Origin of the sequence: Streptomyces sp. NPDC012835 (genome assembly GCF_042900885.1) — a bacterium.
Taxonomy (GTDB): domain Bacteria; phylum Actinomycetota; class Actinomycetes; order Streptomycetales; family Streptomycetaceae; genus Streptomyces.
This window is the reverse complement of the sequence record NZ_JBIBBW010000007.1, coordinates 194,728-217,995: the sequence shown is the minus strand read 5'-3', so window position 1 is coordinate 217,995 and position 23,268 is coordinate 194,728. Positions and strand designations below refer to the sequence as shown.

17 protein-coding genes and 1 pseudogene are annotated in these 23,268 nt (G+C 70.8%); 12 read left to right on the top strand and 6 right to left on the bottom strand.

Annotated features, from left to right (window positions below; translation table 11 throughout):
* Positions 1–164: 164 nt before the first annotated feature.
* The 3 genes from nhaA to ACFY6S_RS26620 all read right to left on the bottom strand — a co-directional run bounded on the left by nhaA (position 165) and on the right by ACFY6S_RS26620 (position 6,472).
* Positions 165–1,562 (bottom strand): Na+/H+ antiporter NhaA, encoded by a 1,398-nt coding sequence (nhaA, locus tag ACFY6S_RS26630; RefSeq protein ID WP_388827180.1) that lies wholly within the window; start codon positions 1,560–1,562, stop codon positions 165–167.
* 206 nt (positions 1,563–1,768) lie between these two features.
* Positions 1,769–3,727, bottom strand: coding sequence for an acetate--CoA ligase (gene acs, locus ACFY6S_RS26625; RefSeq protein WP_388827183.1), 1,959 nt, complete (start codon positions 3,725–3,727; stop codon positions 1,769–1,771).
* Between the two features lie 228 nt (positions 3,728–3,955).
* Positions 3,956–6,472 (bottom strand): bifunctional SulP family inorganic anion transporter/carbonic anhydrase, encoded by a 2,517-nt coding sequence (locus ACFY6S_RS26620; RefSeq protein ID WP_388827187.1) that lies wholly within the window; start codon positions 6,470–6,472, stop codon positions 3,956–3,958.
* Between the two features lie 305 nt (positions 6,473–6,777).
* Here ACFY6S_RS26620 and ACFY6S_RS26615 point away from each other — a divergent pair, with 305 nt between their 5' ends.
* Positions 6,778–8,055: a hypothetical protein gene (locus ACFY6S_RS26615; protein ID WP_388827190.1), complete on the top strand. Its 1,278-nt coding sequence runs from the start codon at positions 6,778–6,780 to the stop codon at positions 8,053–8,055.
* A 27-nt stretch (positions 8,056–8,082) separates the two neighbouring features.
* Here ACFY6S_RS26615 and ACFY6S_RS26610 read toward each other — a convergent pair whose 3' ends face one another.
* Entirely contained in the window at positions 8,083–9,069 is a 987-nt protein-coding gene (locus tag ACFY6S_RS26610) for an ATP-binding protein (protein WP_388827193.1), read from the bottom strand.
* A gap of 102 nt (positions 9,070–9,171) precedes the next feature.
* On the opposite strand from ACFY6S_RS26610, the gene ACFY6S_RS26605 reads away from it, so the two are divergent.
* A complete protein-coding gene (locus ACFY6S_RS26605; RefSeq protein ID WP_388827196.1) occupies positions 9,172–10,050 on the top strand; it encodes an oxidoreductase in 879 nt (292 codons plus the stop codon).
* Between the two features lie 402 nt (positions 10,051–10,452).
* Here ACFY6S_RS26605 and ACFY6S_RS26600 read toward each other — a convergent pair whose 3' ends face one another.
* Positions 10,453–11,289 carry an HAD family hydrolase gene (locus tag ACFY6S_RS26600; RefSeq protein ID WP_388827199.1) on the bottom strand — a complete coding sequence of 279 codons (837 nt, stop codon included), beginning with the start codon at positions 11,287–11,289 and terminating at the stop codon, positions 10,453–10,455.
* A 514-nt stretch (positions 11,290–11,803) separates the two neighbouring features.
* Here ACFY6S_RS26600 and ssd point away from each other — a divergent pair.
* From ssd to ACFY6S_RS26565, 7 genes and pseudogenes are all read left to right on the top strand, one after another.
* The gene (gene ssd, locus ACFY6S_RS26595; protein ID WP_388827202.1) at positions 11,804–12,901 is read left to right on the top strand and encodes a septum site-determining protein Ssd; all 1,098 of its coding nucleotides are present in this window, start codon (positions 11,804–11,806) and stop codon (positions 12,899–12,901) included.
* Positions 12,898–14,061 carry a TadA family conjugal transfer-associated ATPase gene (locus ACFY6S_RS26590; RefSeq protein WP_388827205.1) on the top strand — a complete coding sequence of 388 codons (1,164 nt, stop codon included), beginning with the start codon at positions 12,898–12,900 and terminating at the stop codon, positions 14,059–14,061. Before ssd ends, ACFY6S_RS26590 begins: the two co-directional genes overlap by 4 nt.
* Before the next feature lie 8 nt (positions 14,062–14,069).
* Positions 14,070–14,936 (top strand): type II secretion system F family protein, encoded by an 867-nt coding sequence (locus tag ACFY6S_RS26585; RefSeq protein ID WP_388827750.1) that lies wholly within the window; start codon positions 14,070–14,072, stop codon positions 14,934–14,936.
* On the top strand, positions 14,933–15,727 hold the full coding sequence (locus ACFY6S_RS26580) for a type II secretion system F family protein (protein WP_388827208.1): 795 nt from the start codon (positions 14,933–14,935) through the stop codon (positions 15,725–15,727). Before ACFY6S_RS26585 ends, ACFY6S_RS26580 begins: the two co-directional genes overlap by 4 nt.
* A 78-nt stretch (positions 15,728–15,805) precedes the next feature.
* Complete coding sequence (locus ACFY6S_RS26575) at positions 15,806–16,000, top strand: DUF4244 domain-containing protein (protein ID WP_388827753.1); 195 nt, start codon at positions 15,806–15,808, stop codon at positions 15,998–16,000.
* A 127-nt stretch (positions 16,001–16,127) separates the two neighbouring features.
* Positions 16,128–16,508 carry a TadE family type IV pilus minor pilin gene (locus ACFY6S_RS26570; RefSeq protein WP_388827213.1) on the top strand — a complete coding sequence of 127 codons (381 nt, stop codon included), beginning with the start codon at positions 16,128–16,130 and terminating at the stop codon, positions 16,506–16,508.
* Positions 16,505–16,807: pseudogene (locus tag ACFY6S_RS26565) on the top strand (Rv3654c family TadE-like protein); the annotation flags it as partial. The gene ACFY6S_RS26570 and the pseudogene ACFY6S_RS26565, both read left to right, overlap by 4 nt.
* 40 nt (positions 16,808–16,847) lie before the next feature.
* On the opposite strand, the gene ACFY6S_RS26560 reads toward ACFY6S_RS26565, so the two are convergent.
* Positions 16,848–19,415, bottom strand: a complete 2,568-nt coding sequence (locus ACFY6S_RS26560) for a DEAD/DEAH box helicase (RefSeq protein WP_388827216.1) — start codon at positions 19,413–19,415, stop codon at positions 16,848–16,850.
* Positions 19,416–19,494: 79 nt separating this feature from the next.
* On the opposite strand from ACFY6S_RS26560, the gene ACFY6S_RS26555 reads away from it, so the two are divergent.
* The 3 genes from ACFY6S_RS26555 to ACFY6S_RS26545 all read left to right on the top strand — a co-directional run bounded on the left by ACFY6S_RS26555 (position 19,495) and on the right by ACFY6S_RS26545 (position 23,128).
* A complete protein-coding gene (locus ACFY6S_RS26555) occupies positions 19,495–19,848 on the top strand; it encodes an STAS domain-containing protein (RefSeq protein WP_003967428.1) in 354 nt (117 codons plus the stop codon).
* 98 nt (positions 19,849–19,946) lie between these two features.
* Positions 19,947–20,390, top strand: a complete 444-nt coding sequence (locus ACFY6S_RS26550; protein WP_388827219.1) for an ATP-binding protein — start codon at positions 19,947–19,949, stop codon at positions 20,388–20,390.
* A gap of 380 nt (positions 20,391–20,770) precedes the next feature.
* Entirely contained in the window at positions 20,771–23,128 is a 2,358-nt protein-coding gene (locus ACFY6S_RS26545) for a sodium-translocating pyrophosphatase (protein ID WP_388827222.1), read from the top strand.
* The last annotated feature ends 140 nt before the right edge of the window (positions 23,129–23,268 follow it).

The window sequence follows — 23,268 nt, the reverse complement described above, 5'->3', positions numbered from 1 at the left end:
CTCTTCTGGCCAGTGGACTGCGCGCCGAGACTCCGTGACACGCAGGGCGTGCCACGGACGCGTGCGACGAACTCCGCGCCACGCGCTCCGTGTCACGGTCGTTCTGTCCTGCCCGCGCGCTTCGGACCCGCGTCAGGGACCCGCGTTACGGACTCGTTGTCCGATCATGCCGGACCGTCGTCGTCCTCGCGCGTTGCCCCCGCGTGTTCCGCCAGCATCCGGTGTTCCGCAGCCTTCGCCTCGTAGAGCGCCGCCATGCGCAGGTGGTACCCAGGGTCGTCCTGTTCATAGATGTCGGGGATGCCGTCCTGGTCCTCGTCGCGCTCCTCCTCCTCGTACAGCGCGCGGTATCTCCGGACGCGGAGCTTGAGCAGTACGCCGGCGAACACGGCGGCGATCAGCGAGCCCGTCAGCACCGCCGCCTTCACCTCGTTGGTGAGCCCCGGGTCCTCGGAGAAGGCCAGCTCGCCGATGAGGAGCGAGACCGTGAAGCCGATCCCGGCGAGCGCGGCGACGGCGAAGACGTCGGGCCAGGCGAGATCCTCGTTCAGTTCCGCCTTGGTGAAGCGCGCGGCGAGCCAGGTGCCGCCGAAGATGCCGATCGTCTTGCCGACGACCAGCCCCAGGACCACCCCGAGCGTCTCCGGCCGGGTGAAGACCTGGCCGAGTGCGGAGCCGGAGACCGAGACACCCGCCGAGAAGAGGGCGAACAGCGGTACGGCCAGCCCGGCGGACAACGGGCGCACCAGGTGTTCGATGCGCTCGCCGGGGGACTGGGTCTCGCCTTCGTTCCGGGTGCAGCGCAGCATCAGACCCATCGCCACGCCGGCGATGGTGGCGTGGACGCCGCTGTTGTACATCAGCCCCCAGATGACCAGGGCCAGCGGGACATATACGTACCACCCGTGCACGCCCTTGCGGAGCAGCAGCCAGAAGACCACGAGCCCGATCGCGGCGCCGCCCAGCGCCGCGAAGTTCAGCTCGCTGGTGAAGAAGACCGCGATGATCAGAATCGCGAAGAGGTCGTCGACGACGGCGAGGGTGAGCAGGAAGGCCCGCAGCGCGGAGGGGAGCGAGGTCCCGAGCACCGCGAGGACGGCGAGCGCGAAGGCGATATCCGTCGCCACGGGGACGGCCCAGCCCCCCAGCGAACCGCTGCCGACCGTGTTGACCAGCACATACACCAGCGCGGGCAGGGCCATACCGGAGAGCGCCGCGATCACGGGCAGGGCCGCGGCCTTCGGATCCCGCAGCTCGCCGGCCACCAGCTCACGCTTCAGCTCGATACCCGCGACGAAGAAGAAGACCGCGAGCAGCCCGTCCGCGGCCCAGTGCTGTACGGAGAGATCGAGACCGAGCGTGGCCGGGCCGGCGTGGAACTCGCGTACGGATTCGTAGCTGCCGCTCAGCGGAGTGTTCGCCCAGATCAGGGCGGCGATGGCGGCGACGAGGAGCAGGATGCCGCCGACGGTTTCGGTGCGCAGAGCGTCCGAGAGGTAGTTCCGCTCCGGCAGCGGGAGCCGGCCGAGGAACTTGCGAGGGGCGGGGGTGGGCGCGGGCACGAAACGGCCTCCGGTCGATCTGCGGGCAGGGCGAAACACCTGCCGACCAGACTTCCCGGCGCACCTGGAAAAGCTTGTTGTGTTGTTGACGCGTCGGCCACATTACCCGGACGCCGCAGAGCGAGGGGCACCCGGCCCCGCCCCAGGATTGGCCCTGGGGCGGGGCGGCGGAGCGGGGATATGGAGCGAGGCCCTGGGGCCGCTGCTCAGTCCTCGCTGCTCGCGCTGGGCAGCTGCGTCTGGATCAGGTCCATGACGGACGAGTCCGTGAGGGTGGTGACATCGCCCAGCGTCCGGTTCTCCGCCACGTCCCGCAGCAGGCGGCGCATGATCTTGCCCGAGCGGGTCTTGGGCAGCTCCGCGACCGGCAGGATCCGCTTGGGCTTCGCGATCGGGCCGAGTGCGGTGCCCACGTGGTTGCGCAACTCCGCCACCAGGCCGTCGTCGACGGAGGCGGTACCGCGCAGAATGACGAACGCGACGATGGCCTGTCCGGTGGTCGCGTCATTGGCGCCCACGACCGCGGCCTCGGCGACCTTGGGATGCGAGACAAGGGCGGACTCCACCTCGGTGGTGGAGATGTTGTGGCCGGACACCAGCATCACGTCGTCGACCCGGCCCAGCAGCCAGATGTCGCCGTCGTCGTCCTTCTTGGCACCGTCCCCGGCGAAGTACATGCCTTCGAAACGCGACCAGTAGGTGTCGATGAAGCGCTGGTCGTCGCCCCAGATGGTGCGCAGCATCGACGGCCACGGCTCGGTGAGGACGAGATAGCCGCCGCCCCCGTCGGGCACCTCGCGGGCCTCGTCGTCCACGACGGTGGCGGAGATTCCCGGCAGGGCCCGCTGGGCGGAGCCCGGCTTGGTCTCCGTCACTCCGGGGAGCGGGGAGATCATCATGGCGCCGGTCTCGGTCTGCCACCAGGTGTCGACGATGGGCGTCTTGCCGGCGCCGATGTGCTCGCGGTACCAGACCCACGCCTCGGGGTTGATCGGCTCGCCGACCGAGCCCAGCACCCGCAGGGAGGTCAGGTCGAACTTGGCGGGGATGTCGTCGCCCCACTTCATGAACGTACGGATCGCCGTCGGCGCGGTGTAGAGGATCGTCACCCCGTACTTCTGCACGATCTCCCAGAACCGCCCCTGGTGCGGGGTGTCGGGAGTGCCCTCGTACATCACCTGGGTGGCACCGTTGGCCAGGGGGCCGTAGACGATGTACGAGTGGCCGGTCACCCACCCGATGTCGGCCGTGCACCAGTACACGTCCGTCTCGGGCTTGAGGTCGAAGACCGCGTGGTGGGTGTAGGCCGCCTGGGTGAGATAGCCGCCCGAGGTGTGCAGGATGCCCTTCGGCTTTCCCGTCGTTCCCGAGGTGTAGAGGATGAACAGCGGGTGCTCGGCGCCGAACGCCTCGGGGGTGTGCTCCGGGGACTGGCGGCCGACGATGTCGTGCCACCACACGTCCCGGGAATCGTCGAACGCGGTGTCCTCGCCGGTACGCCGCACCACCAGTACGTGCTCGACCTGCGGGCACTTGGCCACCGCGGCGTCGATCGCGGGCTTGAGGGCGGCGGGCTTCCCCCGGCGGTAGCCGCCGTCGGAGGTGATGACCAGCTTGGCGTCGGCGTCCTGGATACGGGAGGCGACGGCGTCGGCCGAGAAACCGCCGAAGACCACGGAGTGCGCGGCCCCGATCCGGGCGCAGGCCAGCATGGCGACCGCCGCCTCAGGGATCATCGGCAGATAGACGGCGACCCGGTCACCCGCCCGGACGCCCAGCTCGGTCAGGGCGTTGGCGGCCCGCGACACCTCGTCCTTCAGCTCCGCGTAGGTGATCGCGCGGCTGTCCCCCGGCTCACCCTCGAAATGGATCGCCACCCGGTCGCCGTTCCCGGCCTCCACATGACGGTCGACGCAGTTGTACGCGACATTCAGCTCGCCGTCCGCGAACCACTTCGCGAAGGGCGGGTTCGACCAGTCCAGCGTCTCGGTCGGCTCGGTGACCCAGCTGAGCCGCCTCGCCTGCTCGGCCCAGAAGCCAAGCCTGTCCGCCGCGGCCTGCTCGTACGCCTCCGCCGTCACGTTGGCGTGCGCGGCCAGCTCGGTCGGCGGTGCGAATCGCCGCTCCTCCTTGAGCAGGTTGGAGAGGGAAGAAGTCTCGCTCATCGTCCCGTCTCCTCCTTGAGCAGGTTGGCCAGGCTTTTGTTGCTCACGACATCTCCCTTTCCCAGGGCGTCCTAGGGGTCCCGGACCTAGCTCATCAGTCGGATGCCCGGGTGACAAGGGCCTTCCAAAAATTGGTTTAGACCTATGGGGTGCTCTTTTCCGGCCGTCCCTCTCCGAGCGGACGGGGAAGGGCGCCACACAGTCTCACGGATACGGGGCGCGGAGGGTTCAGGCACGCGACTCCTCGAACGGGGTCGGGGCCACCCGGTTGAACACCTCTTCGTCGCCGCGCACACCCCAACCGCTCGCACCGGCACCGGCTGTCGCGATCCCGTCCGCCAGCAGATACGCCTGGGCCTCGCCGACATGGAAGTACATCCCGTGCAGCTCCAGGCTGCCGTCCGCGAGCCGCCGTGCCACCGCCTCGTGGGCTCGCAGATGATCCAGCTGCTGGACGACATTGGTCAGACACAGTTGCTCGACGGCGTCCGCGGGCAGCCGTCCGGAAATCCTGGCCCAGGGATGGTGACGGTTCCTCATCCGCTCCAGGCTCGGCTGCCCGTGGCGCAGCCAGCGCCGCAGTGGAGTGGCGGGCTCCCCGGCGTCCTCGGGGGTGTTGAGCAGGGCCTGCATGGCGCCGCACCCCGAATGCCCACAGACGGTGATGGACGCGACCCGCAGCACGTCCACGGCGTATTCGATCGCTGCCGCCACCGAGTCGTCCGCGCCCTCGGCCTCCGGCAGCGGAACCAGGTTGCCCACGTTCCGTACGGTGAAGAGATCGCCCGGACCACTGGACGTGATCATGCTCGTGACCAGCCGGGAGTCGGCGCAGGTGAGGAAGAGTTGAGAGGGCCGCTGACCCTCGCGGGCCAGCCGCGCCAGCTCGTCTCGTACCAGCGGAGCCGTATGGCGCTGGAAGGAGCTGATCCCGCTGGCCAGTTGACGGCCGGCCGGCGAACGGGTCGCGCGTCCGGGCCCGTTGCCTCCCACTGGTGGACCGGCCAGGGTCTCCGAGGGCTCGTTCGACGCCGGCTCCCTCGAACCCTGCCCCGACGCCACGCCACGGTCGAAGTCCGCGACCGGTGCGGTCCGCACGCCCGTGTCCGCGTCCTCGATCACGCCCGACTCGCGGGGGCCGGGGTCCGCGTCGCAGTGATGATTGCGCCAAGGCGTCCAGGGGCGGCAGCAGCTGTGGGACTCCGTGGTGGGTTCGGCGATCCTGCGGCCCGCCCGGCCGGTGAACTCGGCGGTTCCGCCCTGTGCGACATGCGCGGTCTGCCAGTCGTGCAGCGTCTCGTGCGCCGCGTGGTCCATGAAGGATCCGTCCAGCTCCACCACGCTGTCGGCGCCCTGCGGCACCTGGTGCAGCAGCCGGCTGAGGCGCGGTACGGCGAGGAACGTCAACTGCCCCCGGGCGCGCACACGATGCACCCCGTCCTTCTCCTCCATGGTGATCCGCGTACGGGTCAGCCGGTGCAGCGCCACCGCCACGGCCACCGCGATCCCGATCAGGACGCCCTCCAGCACTCCGGTCAGCACGACGGCGGTGAGGGTCACCGCGTACACGAGCAGTTCGCGATTCCGCCGCACGCTGCGCATATGCGTCAGGTTCACCATCTGCACCCCCACCACCATCACCAGCGCGGCGAGCGCGGCCAGCGGGATCAGATCCAGCACGGGGACCAGCAGCAGAGCGGCGATCACGATCCACAGGCCGTGGAGCATGGCCGAGTTCCTGCTGACGGCCCCCGCACGGACGTTGGCGGCGCTGCGCACGGCGACCCCGGTGACGGGCAGTCCGCCGAGGGCGCCGGAGACGACGTTCCCCGCTCCCTGGCCAGCCAGCTCCCGGTCGAGACGTGCGCGAGGGATCCGGACCCGGGGCGCTGCGCGGGCCGCCGTGAGCTTGTCCACGGCGACCGCCGAGAGCAGTGACTCGACGCTGCCGACCAGGGTGACGGTGAGGACGGCGGCGAGCAGTCCGAGCACCGGCCCTTCGGGCAGTTCGGGCAGGGCGTGGCTGCTCCAGGACGGCAGGTCGACGTAGTCCAGACGGATGCCCGCGAGCGCGGCCAGCGCCGTCGCGAGGGCCACGGCCGCGAGCGCCGCCGGGACCTTGCGCACGATCCGGCCCGCACGCCCCGGGATACGGGGCCAGAGCAGCAGAACCGCGATGGTCAGCGCGCTCACCGAGAGCGCTCCCGGGTGCGGGTCGGCCAACTGGGCGGGCAGTCCCCGGACATTGTCGACCGCGGAACTCTGCGGCGTACCGCCGAGAACGATGTGGAGCTGGGCCAGCGCGATCGTGACGCCGATGCCCGCGAGCATCCCGTGCACGATCGCCGGACTGACGGCGAGCGCGGAGCGGGCCACCCGTAGTGCCGAGAGCCCCAGTTGCGCGAGGCCCGCGCAGACGGTGATGGCGCAGGTGGTGCGCCAGCCGAATCGCTGGATCAGATCGGCCGTCACCACGGTGAGTCCGGCGGCGGGACCGCTGACCTGGAGCGGAGCGCCGCCCAGCCGGCCTACGACCAGGCCGCCCGCGGCGGCCGCCACCAGCCCGGCCTGCAGCGGCGCCCCGGTGGCGAGCGCGATGCCCAGCGAGAGCGGCAGCGCGATCAGGAAGACGGAGATGGACGCGGACAGGTCGGCTCCGGCGATCCGGAACCTGCGGCCGCGCGGCGGTGGGCCGTGGGGCCTGGGAGTGGTGCGGGCGGTGTGAGCGGGGACGCCGGCAGACATATTTCCCGTCTCCTCCAGGGCAGCGCGGTCGCGGAACGTGGGTCGCGGCCGTGGGTCACGGCGGGCAGTGGCGGGATGCGTAACTCAACTCTCGGTAAATGGATCGTAATGCAGAGTAAAGAATGAGACATAACTTTCCGGGCAAATGGTGCAAGCATTCACTCGCAACGGTGATTAGTATTTTTGTCCGGCTTGTCGTTTATTCATATCTTCAGTCTCAGTGCGAGGTTGTCGGCGCTCGGCGCCGTGCCGGCAGTCGCCGCTCGGCACTTCGGTACTGAAACCTGAAGGAAGTGGGTGTGCGGATGCTTGCCGCCACAAAGAGAATCGCGTTCGGCGCCGCCGTGACGGCGCTCGCCGTCGGTCTCGCCGGTTGCTCCGGGGCCGGTGGGCAGGAGGCCAAGGGGGAGGGCAAGAAGGGTGCCGCCGGCGCCAAGAAGGCACCCGAGAACGCCGTCCGCCTCATCGGTGACGGCTCGACCGCTTTCACCGGGACCCAGCCGCTGATCACCAAGCCCCAGCGGCTGAAGCCGGGGCAGAAGCCCCCGCAGTTCGTGGTGTTCTCCTGGGACGGCGCCGGTGAGGACAGCCAGAAGCTCTTCTCCCACTTCCGGCAAGTGGCCAAGAAGTACGACGCGAAGATGACGTACTTCCTGAGCGGTGTCTATCTGCTCCCCGAGGAGAAGGCCAAGCTCTACGATCCGCCGAAGCACTCACCCGGCAGCTCCGACATCGGCTTCAACGACACCCAGGGGATCAAGGACACCCTGCGGGAGGTGCGCGCCGCCTGGCACGAGGGCAACGAGATCGGCACGCACTTCAACGGTCACTTCTGCGGGAACGAGGGCGGAGTCGGCACCTGGTCGGTCGAGGAGTGGAAGAGCGAGATCAATCAGGCCAAGTCCTTCGTGAAGAACTGGAAGACCAACGCCGGTCTGCCGGAGGAGGCGCCGCTGCCGTTCGACTACGACAAGGAGATGGTCGGCGGCCGTACCCCCTGTCTGGAAGGGCAGAAGAACATGATGACGGCGGCCCGGACGATGGGCTTCCGTTATGACTCCAGCGGCATCGGCAACCAGGTCTGGCCGAAGCGGACCGGCGGTCTGTGGGACCTGCCGCTCCAGCTGGTCCCGGTGCCCGGGCGCGAGTTCGAGACGCTCTCCATGGACTACAACTTCATGTACAACCAGTCGGGGACGACGACCCAGGGCGATCCCTCGCAGCATGAGTACTGGGGCGACCAGATGCGCGACGGCCTGCTCAAGGCGTTCGACCGCTCCTACGAGGGCAACCGCGCCCCGCTCATCATCGGTAACCACTTCGAGTCCTGGAACGGCGGAACGTACATGCGTGCCGTCGAGGAGACGATCAAGACGGTCTGCGTGCAGAAGGACGTCGAGTGCGTGACGTTCCGCCAGCTCGCGGACTGGCTCGACGCACAGGACCCGGCGACCCTGGAGAAGCTCCGGGAGCTGAAGGTCGGCGAGGCGCCGAAGGGCGGCTGGCCGGCCTTCACCGCCGCCACCGGTGTGGCCTCGGGATCCTCCGCCTCGCCGGCGGCCGGCCGCTCCGAGAAGCACTGACCGCGCGGAAGACGCCGAGGCCCGCGGTCAGGAGGGCTGGGGCACGGCGAGTGCCTCGCTGAGCACGAAGGCGGGATCGACCTGCGCCGCCAGGTCGATGCCCGTCTTCGCGTTGCCCCAGCTCTCGGCGTTCCTGAGATGGAAGTGGACCATCTGACGCGTGTACCGCTCCCAGTCGCGGTGCTCGTACGAGTCCTCCGCCGCGTCCTGGAGCGTCTGGAGCGCGCAGCGGTTGTCCGCCTCCAGCAGCTCGAAGCGGCGGGCGCGGCCCTTCTCCATGGCACGCACCCACTCGGAGTGGCCCACGGTCACCAGCAGGTCGTCGCCCACCTCGTCACGGAGGAAGTCCAGGTCGTCCTGGTTCTGCACCTTGTTGCCGACGACCTTCAACGGGACGTCGTAGTCCCGCGCGTACTCCTTGTACTGGCGGTAGACGGACACGCCCTTGCGGGTCGGCTCGGCGACCAGGAACGTCATGTCGAACCGGGTGAACATTCCCGAGGCGAAGGAGTCGGAGCCCGCCGTCATGTCGACCACCAGATACTCCTCGGGGCCGTCCACCAGATGGTTGAGGCACAGCTCGACCGCGCCGACCTTGGAGTGGTAGCAGGCGACCCCGAGGTCCGACTCGGTGAAGGGCCCCGTGGCCATCAGCCGGATCTCACCGTCGTCCAGCCGCACCGCCCGGGCGCAGGTCTCGTACACGGGATTGTTCTCGCCGATCCGCAGCAGCCGTGATCCCTCGCCCGGCGGCGTGGTCTTGATCATCGCGTCCGCGGAGGCGATCCGGGGGTTGCTGCCCCGCAGGTAATCCTTGATCAGCCCCAGGTGCGCGCCCATCGCGGGCAGCGCGGCGGCCTCCGCCTCGTCGAGGCCGAGCGCGGCCCCCAGATGCTGGTTGATATCGGCGTCCACCGCGACGACGGCGGCCTCGTTGGCGGTCAGATGACGGATGAAGAGCGAGGACAGCGTGGTTTTGCCACTGCCGCCCTTGCCCACGAAAGCGATCTTCATGTTCACGTACCGTAGTGGCAATCTCGCACATGGTGAGACGCTTCGGTGAGGAAGACCACTCCAAGGTGGGGCGCGCGCCCAGGGCGCGTAGCCTCCCTACCTATGAGTACGACAGCCTCTGACGCATCCTCCGCGCCGCGGCCGGGGGACCCCTTGGTCGCGCTGGCCTCCCTCCCGGGCGTTCCGGACGCGGTGGATTCCGTACGCAAGGCCGTCGACCGTGTGTACGGGCACCGTGTGATGCGCCGTCGCAGCGGTGAGGTGACCTCGGAAGCGGCGCTGCGTGCCGCGCGCGGTTCCGCGGCGCTCTCCGGCGCGGACTGGGCGCTCGAAGAGGTGCGCCGACGCAGTGACTTCGGCTCGGAGGCCGAGGCGCGTACGGTCGGTGCCGCCCTCCGGCTCAACGCCGAGGCCGGTCAACTCCTGTCCGTCTGGGCGCAGTCGCCGCTACGGGTGCTGGCCCGGCTCCATCTGGTGGCCGCGGGCGGAGCGGGTATCTCGGACGAGACGGTCGGGCGGCCCCGGCTGGCCGGTGAACCGGTGGTCGAGACGCCGGGGGCCGAGACGGCCGGTTCGCCGGTCGAGCTGCCGTTGCCGGGCGCCGATGAGGTGGCGGGACGGCTGGACGGGCTGTCCCGGCTGGTGCTCGCCACGAGTTCGGCACCGGCGTTGGTGACGGCCGCGGTGGTGCACGGCGAACTGCTGGCGCTGCGGCCGTTCGGCTCGTACAACGGGCTGGTGGCGCGGGCGGCCGAGCGGATCGTGCTGATCGGCAGCGGTCTTGACCCCAAGTCGATCTGTCCGGCCGAGGTGGGCCACGCGGAGTTGGGGCGCGCGGCGTACGCGGCTGCCTTTGACGGTTATCTGTCGGGTACGCCGGACGGTATGACGGCCTGGATCACCCATTGCGGACGCGCGGTTGAGCTGGGGGTTCGGGAGTCGACGGCCGTCTGCGAGGCGCTTCAGCGCGGCGCGGCCTGAGCCCGCCTCCAGGGCCGACGGTCGGCTTTCCGCCGGATGCCGGCCTACAGCCCCCCTCTAGGGGCGGGCCCCGGACGAGAGACGCGGCGGCGCCGTCCCGGCGCCGCCGCTCACATGTCCACCGGGTTACCAAGCGTCCTCGTGATTTTGCCCATCAGGTCGGGAACTCGGCCCGTCACCTGGTGCGGCTGGCCCGTAATCGACGGGTCGACGTCGCGTGGGTGCCCGGATTTCATGTTCGGTCCGTGGGGCCTGGTGCTTAAACAGGTCATCCTCTCGGATGTCCCTGGTCTCGCGGGCCGTTGAATCCTTTCTACTCCTGCCGGCCGGGATGCGGAACCCTTGGCTGCATTTCTTTACTTTTGCCTTCAAATAAGGGCAAAGGGTGCACGTGGTGGTGGTTCAGCCGAGCACGGACTGCCGGCGTCGACTGGCGTACCAGACCAGCCCCGCCGTCGCGGCGGCCGCGCCCACCGCCGCTGCGGCTACCAGCGCGGGGCGGGGCGGCATGGAGAAGGCGGGCAGTCGCTGCTTGAGTCGAACGGGCCGGTTGAAGACGAGAATCGGCCAAGTGCGGGCCGTCGCCTCGCGGCGCAGCGCGCGGTCCGGATTGACCGCGTGGGGGTGTCCTACGGATTCGAGCATCGGGACGTCGGTGATGGAGTCGCTGTACGCGTAGCAGCGCGACAGGTCGTAGCCCTCGGACTCCGCGAGCGCCTTGACCGCATCGGCCTTGGTCGGTCCGTAGGCGTAGTACTCCACCTCGCCGGTGAAGCAGCCGTCGGCGCCGACGACCATCCGGGTGGCGACGACCCTGTCCGCTCCGAGCAGCTCCCCGATCGGTTCCACCACCTCCGCGCCCGAGGTGGAGACGATCACCACATCGCGGCCCGCGGTGTGGTGGCTCTCGATGAGGGACGCTGCCTCGTCGTAGATGATCGGGTCGATCAGGTCGTGCAGTGTCTCGGCGACGATTTCTTTGACCTGCTGGACGTTCCAGCCCTTGCAGAGCGCGGACAGATACTCCCGCATGCGCTCCATCTGGTCGTGATCGGCGCCCCCCGCGAGGAAGACGAACTGCGCGTACGCGGTGCGCAGTACTGCCCGGCGGTTGATCAGGCCGCCTTGGTAGAAGGACTTGCTGAAGGTCAACGTCGATGACTTCGCAATGACCGTCTTGTCCAGGTCGAAGAAGGCTGCTGTACGCGGCAAGGAGTGGTTTTCCACGATGCCGAGCATAGGCGCCCGCCATTCGGCGTAAGCCATGGCGCGTGGGTTTGCCTGAGAAGGCTGTCGGGTACACCATGGAAGTCACGGATCGTTCGCGACCGTGCTCACCCGGTCCGGCTCCTCCCCCCCCGAGTCGGCCGTGGGGACGACCCCCGCTCTCCCCCCCGGCGGGGGTCGTCGCATGTCCGGACCCGTTTTCGGCTCGCGCATCGTGGTCCACTCCTCTGCTCGTCCCGCACATGTGCCGGCTGTCTCGGCCATCATGCCCGTCACTGTGGGTAGTCGACGCGCTGCACTCGGGAAGTCACCGGTATGAGCTACCGGGATATTCACAACTGCCGAGTTGTCCACAGTTTTCCAGCAAGATCCACACGATTTTCCTGTTCCCGTGCACGGTGATTCCGGCCGCGAAGTTCGCGGAAGCCGGAATCACGGATACCGGATCACCGCGAGATCTCCGATAGCGGCTCTCGCGGATACCGGATCGAGGCAGAGATAGGGGGCGGGCATCGTGGCTGGATCCATGACATTCGATCGGGCACCGGCGGTGGAAGAGCGTCGGGCGGGGCCGCTGATCGTCACCGAGGACGTGGAACTGCTCGACGATCTGCTGCGGCTGTGCGCCGCGGCCGGTGCCGAGCCGGAGGTGCACCACTCGGTTCCGGAGCGGAAGGGCTCGTGGGAGGACGCGCCGATGGTCCTCGTCGGGGACGACGCGGCCGCCCGCTGCCGCGGAGCCGCGCGCAGGCGGGGCGTCATGCTCGTCGGCCGGGACCAGGACGACCCCGCCGTATGGCGGCGGGCCGTGGAGGTCGGCGCCGACTGTGTGCTCCGGCTGCCCGACGCGGAGAGCTGGCTGGTCGACCGGATCGCGGACGCCGTGGAGGGAGTCGGACGACAGGCGCTCACCGTCGGCGTGATCGGCGGGCGAGGCGGTGCCGGGGCCTCCACCCTGGCCTGCGCTCTGGCCGTCACAGCGGCGCGCGAGGGCCGGCGCACCATGCTCATCGACGGGGATCCGCTCGGCGGCGGGCTCGACGTACTGCTCGGCGGCGAGCAGACCGAGGGCAGACGCTGGCCCGATTTCGCCGCTTCCAAAGGACGGGTCGCGGGCGGCGCTCTGGAGGAGTCGCTGCCGCGTCTTCATCAACTACGGGTGCTCAGCTGGGATCGCGGGGACTCCGTGATGGTCCGGCCGGAGGCCATGCGGTCGGTGCTCGCCGCCGCGCGCAGGCGTGGCGGCACCGTGGTGGTGGATCTCCCGCGTCGGGTGGACGAGGCCGTGGCGGAGGCCCTCGCCCAACTCGATGTGGGGTTGCTGGTGGTCCCCGCCGAGCTGCGCGCCGTCGCGGCGGCGGGCCGGGTGGCCTCGATGGTGAGCATGGTGCTTCCGGATCTGCGGGCGGTGGTGCGCGGACCGTACGCCGCGGGGCTGGACGAGCAGTGGATCGCCGACGCGCTGCGGCTGCCGCTCGCGGGCGAACTGCCCCTGGAGCCGGGTCTGTCGAGGGCCCAGGACGGCGGGGAGCCACCGGGCTTCCACCGGCGCGGACCGCTGGCCTCCTTCTGTACGGCCTTCTGGGAGCGGGCGTTGGCGGGGCAGGAAAGTGTGCCGTCATGAGCGCCGGTGTGCCTGCGGGCGGGTTGCTGGACGCCGTACGGCAGCGGCTCGCGGAGAGCGGCGCCGATCCCACGCCAGCCAGGGTGGCGGCGGCGCTCCGCGCCCAGGGACGGCTCCTGGGCGATACGGAAGTGCTGGGCGCGGCGGAGGAGCTGAGATGCGAGCTGGTGGGGACCGGGCCGCTGGAACCGCTGCTGGCCGACCCGACGGTGACGGACGTGCTGGTTTCGGCGCCCGACCGGGTCTGGGTGGACCGCGGTGGTGGCCTGCTGCTCACGGAGGTGTCGTTCGCGGACGCGGCCTCCGTACGGAGGCTGGCGCAGCGGCTCGCCGCCGCGGCCGGACGCAGGCTCGACGACGCCAGGCCCTGGGTGGACGCCCGCTTGCCGGACGGGACCCGGATGCACGCGGTGCTGCCACCCGTGGCCGTGGGCTGCGCGTGTCTGTCGCTGCGGGTGGTGCGGCCCAAGGCGTTCTCGCTGGCCGAGCTGACCGTGGCGGGAACCCTGCCACCCGGCGGGGAGCGGGTGCTGCGGGCGCTGATCGAGGCCAGGTTGTCCTTCTTGATCAGTGGTGGCACCGGCACGGGCAAGACCACGCTCCTCTCGACGCTGCTCGGCCTGATCGGCGCGGGTGAACGGATCGTGCTGGCCGAGGACTCGGCCGAGCTGCGGCCCGACCATCCGCATGTGGTGCGGCTGGAGGGCCGGCCGCCCAACCAGGAGGGTGCGGGTCTGGTGACGTTGCGGGACCTGGTCAGACAGGCCCTGCGGATGCGGCCGGACCGGCTGGTCGTCGGCGAGGTCAGAGGCTCCGAGGTCACCGAGTTGCTGGCCGCCCTGAACACCGGCCACGAGGGAGGCTGCGGGACGGTCCATGCCAACACCGCGGCGGATGTGCCCGCGCGGCTGGAGGCCCTCGGCACGGCCGCCGGCCTCGACCGGGCCGCGCTGCACAGCCAGTTGGCCGCCGCTCTGTCCGTCGTCGTCCATCTCGCACGGGACAGGGGCGGACTCCGGCGGGTCGCCGAGGTGCACGTGTTGGAGAGGGACGCCGCCGGGCTGGTGGTGCCGGTGCCCGCGCTGCGCTGGGGCGAAGCGGGATTCGCGCGGGAGCGGGGCTGGCCGAGGCTTCTCGGACTGATCGGAGGCGTGCTGTGACGCCGGCCATGACGGTCCTGATCCTCGCGGCGGCGATGTGCGCGGGGTCGGCTGCCTGTCTGATGGCGGGGCACGAACGAGGGCTGCGCCGAGCGGGGGCGCTGCTCGCCGGAAGGGGGACGGCGGGTGCGCTGCCGTCGGGGGCGCCGCCCTGGGAGCGGTGGCGGTGGCGGGCACGCGTGTGGGTGCTGGGGCTGGGCCGGGAATGGTTCTGTCTGCCGCCCGCGCTGCTGCTCGCCCTGTGGGGTGAGTCGCCGCTGCCACTGGTCGGAGGGGCCCTGGCGGTGCCCTTGGTGGGGCGTCGGCTCAGGGCCCGGGAGCTGAGACGCGCGCGGGAGCGGCGCGCCGACGGGGTTCTCGCACTCTGCGGAGTGGCCGCGGCCGAGCTGAGAGCCGGTTCCCAGCCCGTACAGGCTCTGCTGACCGCCGCCGGGGCCACGGGCGGGCTCGGGCGCTCGGAGGCCGCGGTGCTGGCCGCCGCGCGCTTCGGCGGCGATGTGCCCGGTGCGCTGCGGCGGGCGGCGCGGGAACCGGGAGCGGACGGCCTGGTGGGGCTCGCGGCCTGCTGGCGGGTGGCTGTGGACAGCGGGGCGGGACTCGCCGCCGGACTGGACCGCCTGGAGGCCGCCCTCCGGGCGGAGAAGGACCAGCGGGAAGGGTTGCGGGCCCAGTTGGCGGGCGCCTGGTCGACGGTGGTGGTGCTCGCGCTGCTGCCGGTGGTGGGGCTGCTGATGGGCGCGGCACTGGGCGCCGGCCCCCTGCGGGTGCTGCTGCACACCCCGGCCGGTCTGGGGTGTCTGGCTGTCGGCGGGCTGCTGGAAACTGCCGGGTTGTGGTGGGCGGCCCGGATCGTCAGGACCGGGGAGGCGTCATGAGCGGGGAGTTCGCCCCCAGGCTGTGGACGCTGCTCACCTCGCTCGCAGCGGTCTGCTGTGCCGCCTCCGTGGTGGTGGCCCGGCGGCGCGAACGCCGAGCGCGCGAACGGCTCGCGGCTCTGCTGAACGCAGGTCATGGCCGTGCGGCGCCGGCGCCGGCGTCGGCGCCGTGGACGAGACCGAGGATCTTGGCGCGGCGGTGGGGCCCGCCGCTCGGCGTGGTGATCACCGGCTGGGTGCTGGTCGGCGGGATCGCGGGCTGGGCCGTGGGGCTTGCGGGCGCGTACGCCGTCCGGCGTCGGCTGCGCTCCCGGAAGCGGGACGATCCGGACCCGGCCCGGGCCGCCGCGGCGGCGCGGCAGCTTCCGCTCGCCGCCGATCTGCTGGCCGCCTGTCTCACGGCGGGTGCCGGTCCGCGTGAGGCTGCGGAGGCGGTCGGTGAATCCCTCGGCGGCCCGGTCGGCGACCGGCTGGCCCGTACGGCGGCCGAGCTGCGCCTCGGCGGTGAACCCGCCGAGGTGTGGGGGCGGCTCACCGCCGTTCCGGGCGCGACGGGACTGGCGCGCTGTCTGGAACGGGCCGGCGCCACGGGGGCGCCGGCGGCAGAGCCGGTGTCCCGGCTGGCCGAGGGCTTGAGAGCGGAGCGCTCCCGGGCCGCCGTGGCCAGGGCGCAGCGGGCTCAGGTGCTGATCACCGCGCCGGTGGGGCTGTGCTTCCTTCCCGCCTTTCTGGCGGTGGGCGTGGCACCCGTCGTCATCGGCCTGGCGAGCGCGCTGCTGACCGGCGACTGAACAATTGGGCCGGGCTCTCTGCCCGGCCTCCGATCCGAGAAACGGGAGGCCGTCATGCGGATGTGTGTACGGGTGTGGATGAAGACGCGGCGAACGCGCCGGGCGTTGGCGCGCCGGTTCGGTACCGACGCGGGAATGACGACGTCCGAGTACGCGGTCGGGACGATCGCCGCCTGCGCCTTCGCCGCGGTGCTGTACAAGGTGGTGACGAGCGGCGCTGTGTCCGGGGCGTTGCAGTCGCTCATCGGGAAGGCGCTCAATGCGCAGTTCTGAGCCAGGGAGGACGAGTTCCGAACGGGAAGTCCCTGCCGCGGGACGCGGGGGACGCAGGGGGCGTAAGGGATGCGGGGAACGTCGCGGAGGCCGGGGGCCCCTGCGCCGCAGGGGTGACCGGGGGTCGGTGACGGCGGAAGCGGCCGTGGCCGTGCCGGCGCTGGTGGCGTTCACTCTGGCCCTGGTCTGGGCGCTGACGGCGGCTTCCGCGCAGATCCAGTGCGTGGACGCGGCGCGGGCGGGGGCGCGTGCGGCGGCCAGGTCGGAGCCGGAGGCCGCGGCGATGGCTGTCGCCCGATCGGCCGCCCCGGCGGGCGCCAGGGTCACCCTGCGGCGCACGGACGACGATCTGTGGCGGGTACGCGTGGAGGCGCCGACGCCCGGGCCGGGGGTGTTGGCGTTGACGCTCACGGCGCAGGCCGTCGCCTCCGCGGAGGACGCTCCCCAGGCCCAGGCCCAGGCCCAGGGGTCGGGTCCGGAGGGGCCGGCCGTGGGGGTGGCGCCGTGACCGGTGGACGGGCCGGGAGCCCCGGGCGCCGGGCCCGGAGCGCCGGGGACCGGGGTTCCGCGACAGTGTGGGTGGCCATGGCGGCGACCGTCATGTGCGCGGTGTTCGCGGTGGTGCTCGCCATGGGGCAGGCGGTCGCCGCCCGGCACCGGGCGGGCGCGGTGGCGGATCTGGCCGCGCTGGCGGCGGCGGACCACGCGATGGCCGGCCCGGCGGAGGCGTGCCGCCGGGCGGCCGCGGTGGCGGCGGCCCAGGACGGTGAAGTGGTCCGCTGCGCCCTGAGCGGGGAGGTCTCCGACGTCACGGCGCGCGCCGCCTTCGGGCCGTACGCGCCCACGGTCAGGGCCCGGGCTGGTCCGCCGGACCTTCCGGTTCCGCCGCCGGTGCCTCGTCCACCGGTTCCTCGTCCTTCGGCGTCTCCCCCACCTCTTCCACCGCCCTCTCCGCCGGCTCCGCCTCCTCGGGGGCCGACCTGAGCAGTTCGGTCAGCAGGCGTACGGCACCGCGCTTGTGCAGGGGTTCGTTGCCGTTGCCGCACTTGGGCGACTGGACGCAGGAAGGGCAGCCCGCCTCGCATTCGCAGGAGGCGATGGCCTCCCGCGTGGCGGTGAGCCACTCACGGGCCGTCCGGAAGGCCCGCTCCGCGAAGCCCGCGCCGCCCGGGTGGCCGTCGTACACGAAGACCGTCGGCAGCAGCGTGTCGGGATGCAGGGGCACGGAGACACCGCCGATGTCCCATCGGTCGCAGGTGGCGAAGAGGGGCAGCATCCCGATGGAGGCGTGCTCGGCGGCGTGCAGGGCGCCGCCCAACTGCTCGGGGTTGACCCGGGCGGCGTCGAGCTGGTCCTCCGTGACCGTCCACCACACGGCCCGGGTGCGCAGGGTCCGTGGTGGCAGATCGAGCTTGCTCTCGCCGAGCACTTCGCCGGTGATGAGCCTTCGCCGCAGAAAGGAGACGACCTGGTTGGTGACTTCGACGGAGCCGTAGCAGAGGCGGCCCTCTCCCCAGGGGATCTCCGTGTCGGTTTCGAGGACGGAGATGGCAGTGGTGTCACGGGCGGTGGTGGAGTACGGCGGGGTCGCCTCTTCGACGAGGGCCACCGAGTCGGTGAGATCCAGCTGCCTCACCAGGTAGGTGCGGCCCTGGTGGAGGTGGACGGCGCCTTCGTGGACTGCGGTGTGGGAGGCCGCCTCGTCCACGGTGCCCAGCAGCCGGCCCGTACCCGCCTCGACGATCTGGACGGGACGGCCGCCCTCCCCCCGGATGTCGGCGAGGTCGTGGGCCCGCCGACGACGGGTCCAGTACCAGCCGGTGGTGCGGCGTCGCAGCAGTCCCGCCGTCTCCAGCTGCGGGAGGAGTCCGGGGGCCTCCGGGCCGAAGAGCGCCAGATCGGCCTCGGTGAGCGGAAGTTCGGCGGCGGCGGCGCACAGATGGGGGGCGAGGACATAGGGGTTGTCGGGGTCGAGGACGGTCGACTCGACGGGCTGACGGAACAGCGCCTCGGGGTGGTGGACGAGAAAGGTGTCCAGCGGGTCGTCCCGCGCGACCAGGACGGCCAGCGCGCCCTGACCCGAGCGCCCGGCCCGGCCGGCCTGCTGCCACAACGAGGCGCGCGTGCCCGGGTAGCCGGCGATGACGACGGCGCCCAGGCCCGAGACGTCGATGCCCAGCTCCAGGGCGGTGGTGGCTGCCAGGCCGAGCAGCTCGCCGGAGTGCAGGGCGTTCTCCAGGGCGCGGCGCTCCTCGGGGAGGTAACCGCCGCGATAGGCGGCGACCCGGCGGGCCAGCGAGCGGTCGACCTCGGCCAGGCGCTCCTGGGCGATCACCGAGACGAGTTCGGCGCCGCGCCGGGAGCGTACGAAGGCGACGGTACGGACGCCCTGCACGGTCAGGTCGGTGAGGAGGTCGGCGGTCTCGGCGGTGGCGCTGCGGCGGACGGGGGCGCCTTTCTCCCCGTGCAGGTCGGTGAGGGGCGGCTCCCAGAGCGCGAACACCAGTTCACCCCTGGGCGAGGCGTCGTCGGCGACCGCGTGGACGGGCAGACCGGTCAGCCGGCCCGCGGACCGGGCGGGCTCGGCGGCGGTGGCCGAGGCGAGCAGGAAGACGGGCTGTGCCCCGTACCGCGCGCAGACGCGGCGCAGCCGCCTCAGTACCTGTGCCACGTGCGAGCCGAAGACGCCGCGGTAGGTGTGGCACTCGTCGATGACGACATAGCGCAGGGAGCGCAGGAAGGAGGCCCAGCGGGGGTGGGACGGCAGGATGCCCCGGTGGAGCATGTCCGGGTTGGTCAGTACGTAGTTGGCGTACTGGCGGACCCATTCGCGTTCCTCGACCGGGGTGTCCCCGTCGTAGACGGCGGGGCGCACGCCGTTGCCCAGCGGCGCCGCGAGCGCCTTGACGGCGCGGCGCTGGTCGGCGGCGAGGGCTTTCGTCGGGGCCAGGTAGAGCGCTGTCGTACCCCGGCCGTTGGCGGCCTCCGAGCCGTCGAGGAGGGTGGACAGCACGGGCGCGAGGTAGGCCAGGGACTTGCCGGACGCGGTTCCGGTGGCGATGACGACGGACTCGCCGTCGAGAGCGTGTTCGGCGGCCTGCGCCTGATGGGTCCACGGGTGGTCGATTCCGGCCAGCCGAATGGCGTTGATCACTTCCGGACGGATGCGGTCGGGCCAGACCGCATGACGTCCCTCTCGTGGGGGCAGGTGCTCCGTATGGGTGATGCGCGCAGCACGGCCCGCCCCCGCGGCGAGCCGGTCGAGGATGGTGCTGGGGGAGGGGCTGTTGCCCCCGCTCTCCGGGTGTCCACCGGGGCGCTGATTCATGGCCATCGGCACCGAGTCTGTCACTGGTGTGACGGACAATGGTCCGAAGGCGTCGTGCATGACTGCTGGTAAGTGATTGAATGCCATCGCGGCTGGCGATACGTCCCCTGGCTCCGTCGGGGAGACCCGAGGGGCGACCGCTCGATAGCAAGGTGCTGGAGGATCCGTGGACCTGTCCCTGTCGACTCGCAATGTGTCCGGCCCTGGTGGCGACCGTACGGTCGTCGAGGTCGGTGGCGAGATTGATGTGTATACCGCGCCCAAGCTGCGCGAGCAGTTGGTCGAGTTGGTGAACGACGGCAGCTACCACCTGGTAGTGGACATGGAGGGCGTGGACTTCCTGGACTCGACGGGTCTGGGCGTGCTCGTGGGTGGACTGAAGCGTGTGCGTGCCCACGAGGGCTCGCTGCGTCTGGTCTGCAACCAGGAGCGCATTCTCAAGATCTTCCGGATCACCGGCCTGACCAAGGTGTTCCCGATCCACACCACGGTCGACGAGGCCGTGGCGGCCACCGACTGAGGTCGCGGGCTTCCGGAGGAAGAGGCAGAGGCACCGGGCGTCACGCCCGGATGCCCGCGCCTGTGGGTTTGCACGCTCGTACGTTCGAGGGGGATCGCATGGCCACCGTTGAACTCCGCTTCAGCGCCCAGCCCGAACACGTCAGGACGGCCCGTCTGGTGGCCGCTGCCGTCGCTCGTCGGGCGGGCGTCGACGAGGCTGTGTTGGACGAGGTCAGACTCGCCGTCGGCGAGGCGTGCAGCCGAGCGGTCGGGTTGCACCGGGGGCATGGCATCACCGCCCCGGTGCGGGTCGTGCTGACCGAGGAGGAGAAGGTTTTCTCCATCGAGGTCGGCGACGGGGTGACCGGCGCGGCCGGGGAATCCTCCGGTGATGACGGGGCCTCTTCGGGCGACCTCCATGAGAGTGACACGGAGGGCGAGGACGAGATGGGCCTCGCGGTCATCAGCGGCCTCGTCGACGATGTGCAAGTCACCTCGGACGACGAGGGCGGCGTGATCCGGATGAGCTGGCCCACCACACCGGCCGTCAGGCTGCCCTGATCACACGCGACGATCACACGCGACCGAGCACACCCGACCGGTCACGCGCGACCAGCCATCCTCAAGGCGGTCATGCCCGGCTGAGGCGTGCCCGGCTGAGGCGTTTCGGGCCGAGACTGTCCGGACGGCGCCGGGAAGCGTCGATCCTTTCGCACGTACCCCTCTTCCGATCACTTTCGGGGCCATCCTCCGGAAAGATTCTTCCGATCTTGAGAAAGGCCCTGCCGAACTGCCGAGCAGGGTCTTTCTTCATTTCCCTATGACATTTCTCGGGTTATTGATCAGTCGCCGGTGATTCTGCCCTGTGGCGTGCTCTGTTTTGATCGGGTCCGGCTCCCTACAATCCGTCCATCTTGAACGCTGAGCGTCAAGGAGGACGAATGGCGGGGCACTTCCATCCACACCTGTCCGAGCACCCCCCTTCTCTCGCGACCGCGGTACTCACCGACGGCAACCGGCTGATCGTGATCGTCATCGCCGTCGTCGCGCTGGCGGCCCTGTTCGTCGCACAACTGCTCGTGCGCCAGGTACTGGCCGCCGATGAGGGCACCCGTTCGATGAAAGAGATCGCGGCGGCTGTACAGGAAGGCGCCAATGCCTATCTGGCGCGGCAGTTGCGCACCCTCGGCGTCTTCGCCGTCGTGGTGTTCTTTCTGCTGATGCTGTTACCGGCGGACAACTGGTCACAGCGTGCGGGGCGTTCGCTTTTCTTCCTGGTGGGCGCCTTCTTCTCGGCGGCCACCGGTTACATCGGCATGCGTCTCGCCGTGCGCAGCAATGTGCGGGTGGCCGCCGCCGCGCGGGAAGCGACACCGGCGGCGGGCGAGCCGGAAAAGGATCTGACCACGGTGTCCCACAAGGCGATGAAGATCGCGTTCCGCACGGGCGGCGTGGTCGGCATGATCACGGTGGGACTCGGCCTGCTCGGCGCCTCCTGCGTGGTTCTCGTCTACGCGGCCGACGCCCCCAAGGTCCTGGAGGGGTTCGGGCTCGGAGCCGCCCTCATCGCCATGTTCATGCGCGTCGGCGGCGGCATCTTCACCAAGGCCGCCGATGTCGGAGCGGACCTGGTCGGCAAGGTGGAGCAGGGCATCCCGGAGGACGATCCGCGCAACGCCGCCACCATCGCGGACAACGTGGGCGACAACGTCGGCGACTGCGCCGGCATGGCCGCCGACCTCTTCGAGTCGTACGCCGTGACGCTGGTCGCCGCGCTCATCCTCGGCAAGGCGGCGTTCGGGGACTTCGGGCTCGCCTTCCCGCTGATCGTCCCCGCGATCGGCGTGGTCACCGCGATGATCGGGATCTTCGCGGTCGCCCCGCGCCGCAGCGACCGCAGTGGGATGACGGCCATCAACCGCGGCTTCTTCATCTCCGCCGCGATCTCGCTCGTCCTGGTGGCCGTGGCGTCCTTCGTCTACCTGCCGTCCACCTACGCCGAACTGGACGGGGTGAGCGACCGGGCCGTCCTCGGCCACGGCGGCGACCCGCGGGTGCTGGCGCTCGTCGCGGTCGCCATCGGCATCGTCCTCGCCGCGCTGATCCAGCAGCTGACCGGATATTTCACCGAGACCACCCGGCGCCCGGTCAGGGACATCGGGAAATCGGCCCTGACCGGTCCCGCCACGGTCATTCTCGCGGGTATCGCCATCGGTCTCGAATCGGCCGTCTACACGGCTCTGCTCATCGGGCTGGCGGTGTACGGGGCGTTCCTGCTCGGCGGTACGTCGATCATGCTGGCCCTGTTCGCGGTCGCGCTGGCCGGTACGGGGCTGCTCACCACCGTCGGCGTCATCGTCGCCATGGACACCTTCGGCCCGGTCTCCGACAACGCCCAGGGCATCGCCGAGATGTCCGGCGACGTCGAGGGCGCCGGCGCGCAGGTGCTCACCGACCTCGACGCGGTCGGCAACACCACGAAGGCCATCACCAAGGGCATCGCCATCGCCACGGCCGTCCTCGCGGCGGCGGCGCTGTTCGGCTCGTACCGGGACGCCATCGCGACGGCCGTGGCCGATGTCGGCGCCGGAGCCGGCGGGCTGACGCTCAGTCTGGACATCTCGCAGCCCAACAACCTGGTGGGACTGATCGTCGGCTCCGCCGTGGTCTTCCTCTTCTCCGGGCTGGCGATCAACGCGGTCTCGCGGTCGGCCGGTTCCGTGGTCTACGAGGTACGGCGGCAGTTCCGCGAGCACCCCGGCATCATGGACTACACGGAGAAGCCCGAATACGGCCGTGTCGTCGACATCTGTACCAAGGACGCGCTCCGCGAGCTGGCCACCCCCGGTCTGCTCGCCGTCCTCACCCCCATCGCGGTGGGTTTCACGCTCGGAGTCGGGGCGCTCGGTTCCTTCCTGGCGGGCGCGATCGGCACCGGAACGCTGATGGCCGTCTTCCTCGCCAACTCCGGCGGTGCCTGGGACAACGCCAAGAAACTGGTCGAGGACGGCCACCACGGCGGAAAGGGCAGCGACGCCCACGCCGCCACGGTCATCGGTGACACCGTCGGGGATCCGTTCAAGGACACGGCGGGCCCCGCCATCAACCCGCTGCTGAAGGTGATGAACCTGGTGGCGCTGCTCATCGCCCCCGCGATCGTGCAGTTCAGCTACGGAAGCGACGCGAGCGCGGCAATCCGGGCCGTCGTGGCGGTCCTCGCCCTCCTCGTGATCATCGGGGCGGTGTACGTGTCCAAGCGGCGCTCGGTCACGGTGGACGACGGCGCGCCGGTGTCATGAGGCCGTCGCCCGCGACGTAGCGCCCTCTCTTCGCCGGGGCGGCGCGACAAGTGCGGGGCGGGCGGGGTGGACTGGCACGGAGCCCGCCCCGCCCGCGTACGCCCGCCTGCGTCCGCCGCTCCTTGTCCGTCCCTGTCCGT

Bases quoted from the DNA above. Each gene is read 5' to 3' on its own strand.
- acs (WP_388827183.1), bottom strand. From the start codon at position 3,727: ATGAGCGAGACTTCTTCCCTCTCCAACCTGCTCAAGGAGGAGCGGCGA.
- ACFY6S_RS26620 (WP_388827187.1), bottom strand. From the start codon at position 6,472: ATGTCTGCCGGCGTCCCCGCTCACACCGCCCGCACCACTCCCAGGCCC.
- ACFY6S_RS26615 (WP_388827190.1), top strand. From the start codon at position 6,778: ATGCTTGCCGCCACAAAGAGAATCGCGTTCGGCGCCGCCGTGACGGCG.
- ACFY6S_RS26610 (WP_388827193.1), bottom strand. From the start codon at position 9,069: ATGAAGATCGCTTTCGTGGGCAAGGGCGGCAGTGGCAAAACCACGCTG.
- ACFY6S_RS26605 (WP_388827196.1), top strand. From the start codon at position 9,172: ATGAGTACGACAGCCTCTGACGCATCCTCCGCGCCGCGGCCGGGGGAC.
- ACFY6S_RS26600 (WP_388827199.1), bottom strand. From the start codon at position 11,289: ATGCTCGGCATCGTGGAAAACCACTCCTTGCCGCGTACAGCAGCCTTC.
- ssd (WP_388827202.1), top strand. From the start codon at position 11,804: ATGACATTCGATCGGGCACCGGCGGTGGAAGAGCGTCGGGCGGGGCCG.
- ACFY6S_RS26590 (WP_388827205.1), top strand. From the start codon at position 12,898: ATGAGCGCCGGTGTGCCTGCGGGCGGGTTGCTGGACGCCGTACGGCAG.
- ACFY6S_RS26585 (WP_388827750.1), top strand. From the start codon at position 14,070: ATGACGGTCCTGATCCTCGCGGCGGCGATGTGCGCGGGGTCGGCTGCC.
- ACFY6S_RS26580 (WP_388827208.1), top strand. From the start codon at position 14,933: ATGAGCGGGGAGTTCGCCCCCAGGCTGTGGACGCTGCTCACCTCGCTC.
- ACFY6S_RS26575 (WP_388827753.1), top strand. From the start codon at position 15,806: ATGAAGACGCGGCGAACGCGCCGGGCGTTGGCGCGCCGGTTCGGTACC.
- ACFY6S_RS26560 (WP_388827216.1), bottom strand. From the start codon at position 19,415: ATGGCATTCAATCACTTACCAGCAGTCATGCACGACGCCTTCGGACCA.
- ACFY6S_RS26550 (WP_388827219.1), top strand. From the start codon at position 19,947: ATGGCCACCGTTGAACTCCGCTTCAGCGCCCAGCCCGAACACGTCAGG.
- ACFY6S_RS26545 (WP_388827222.1), top strand. From the start codon at position 20,771: ATGGCGGGGCACTTCCATCCACACCTGTCCGAGCACCCCCCTTCTCTC.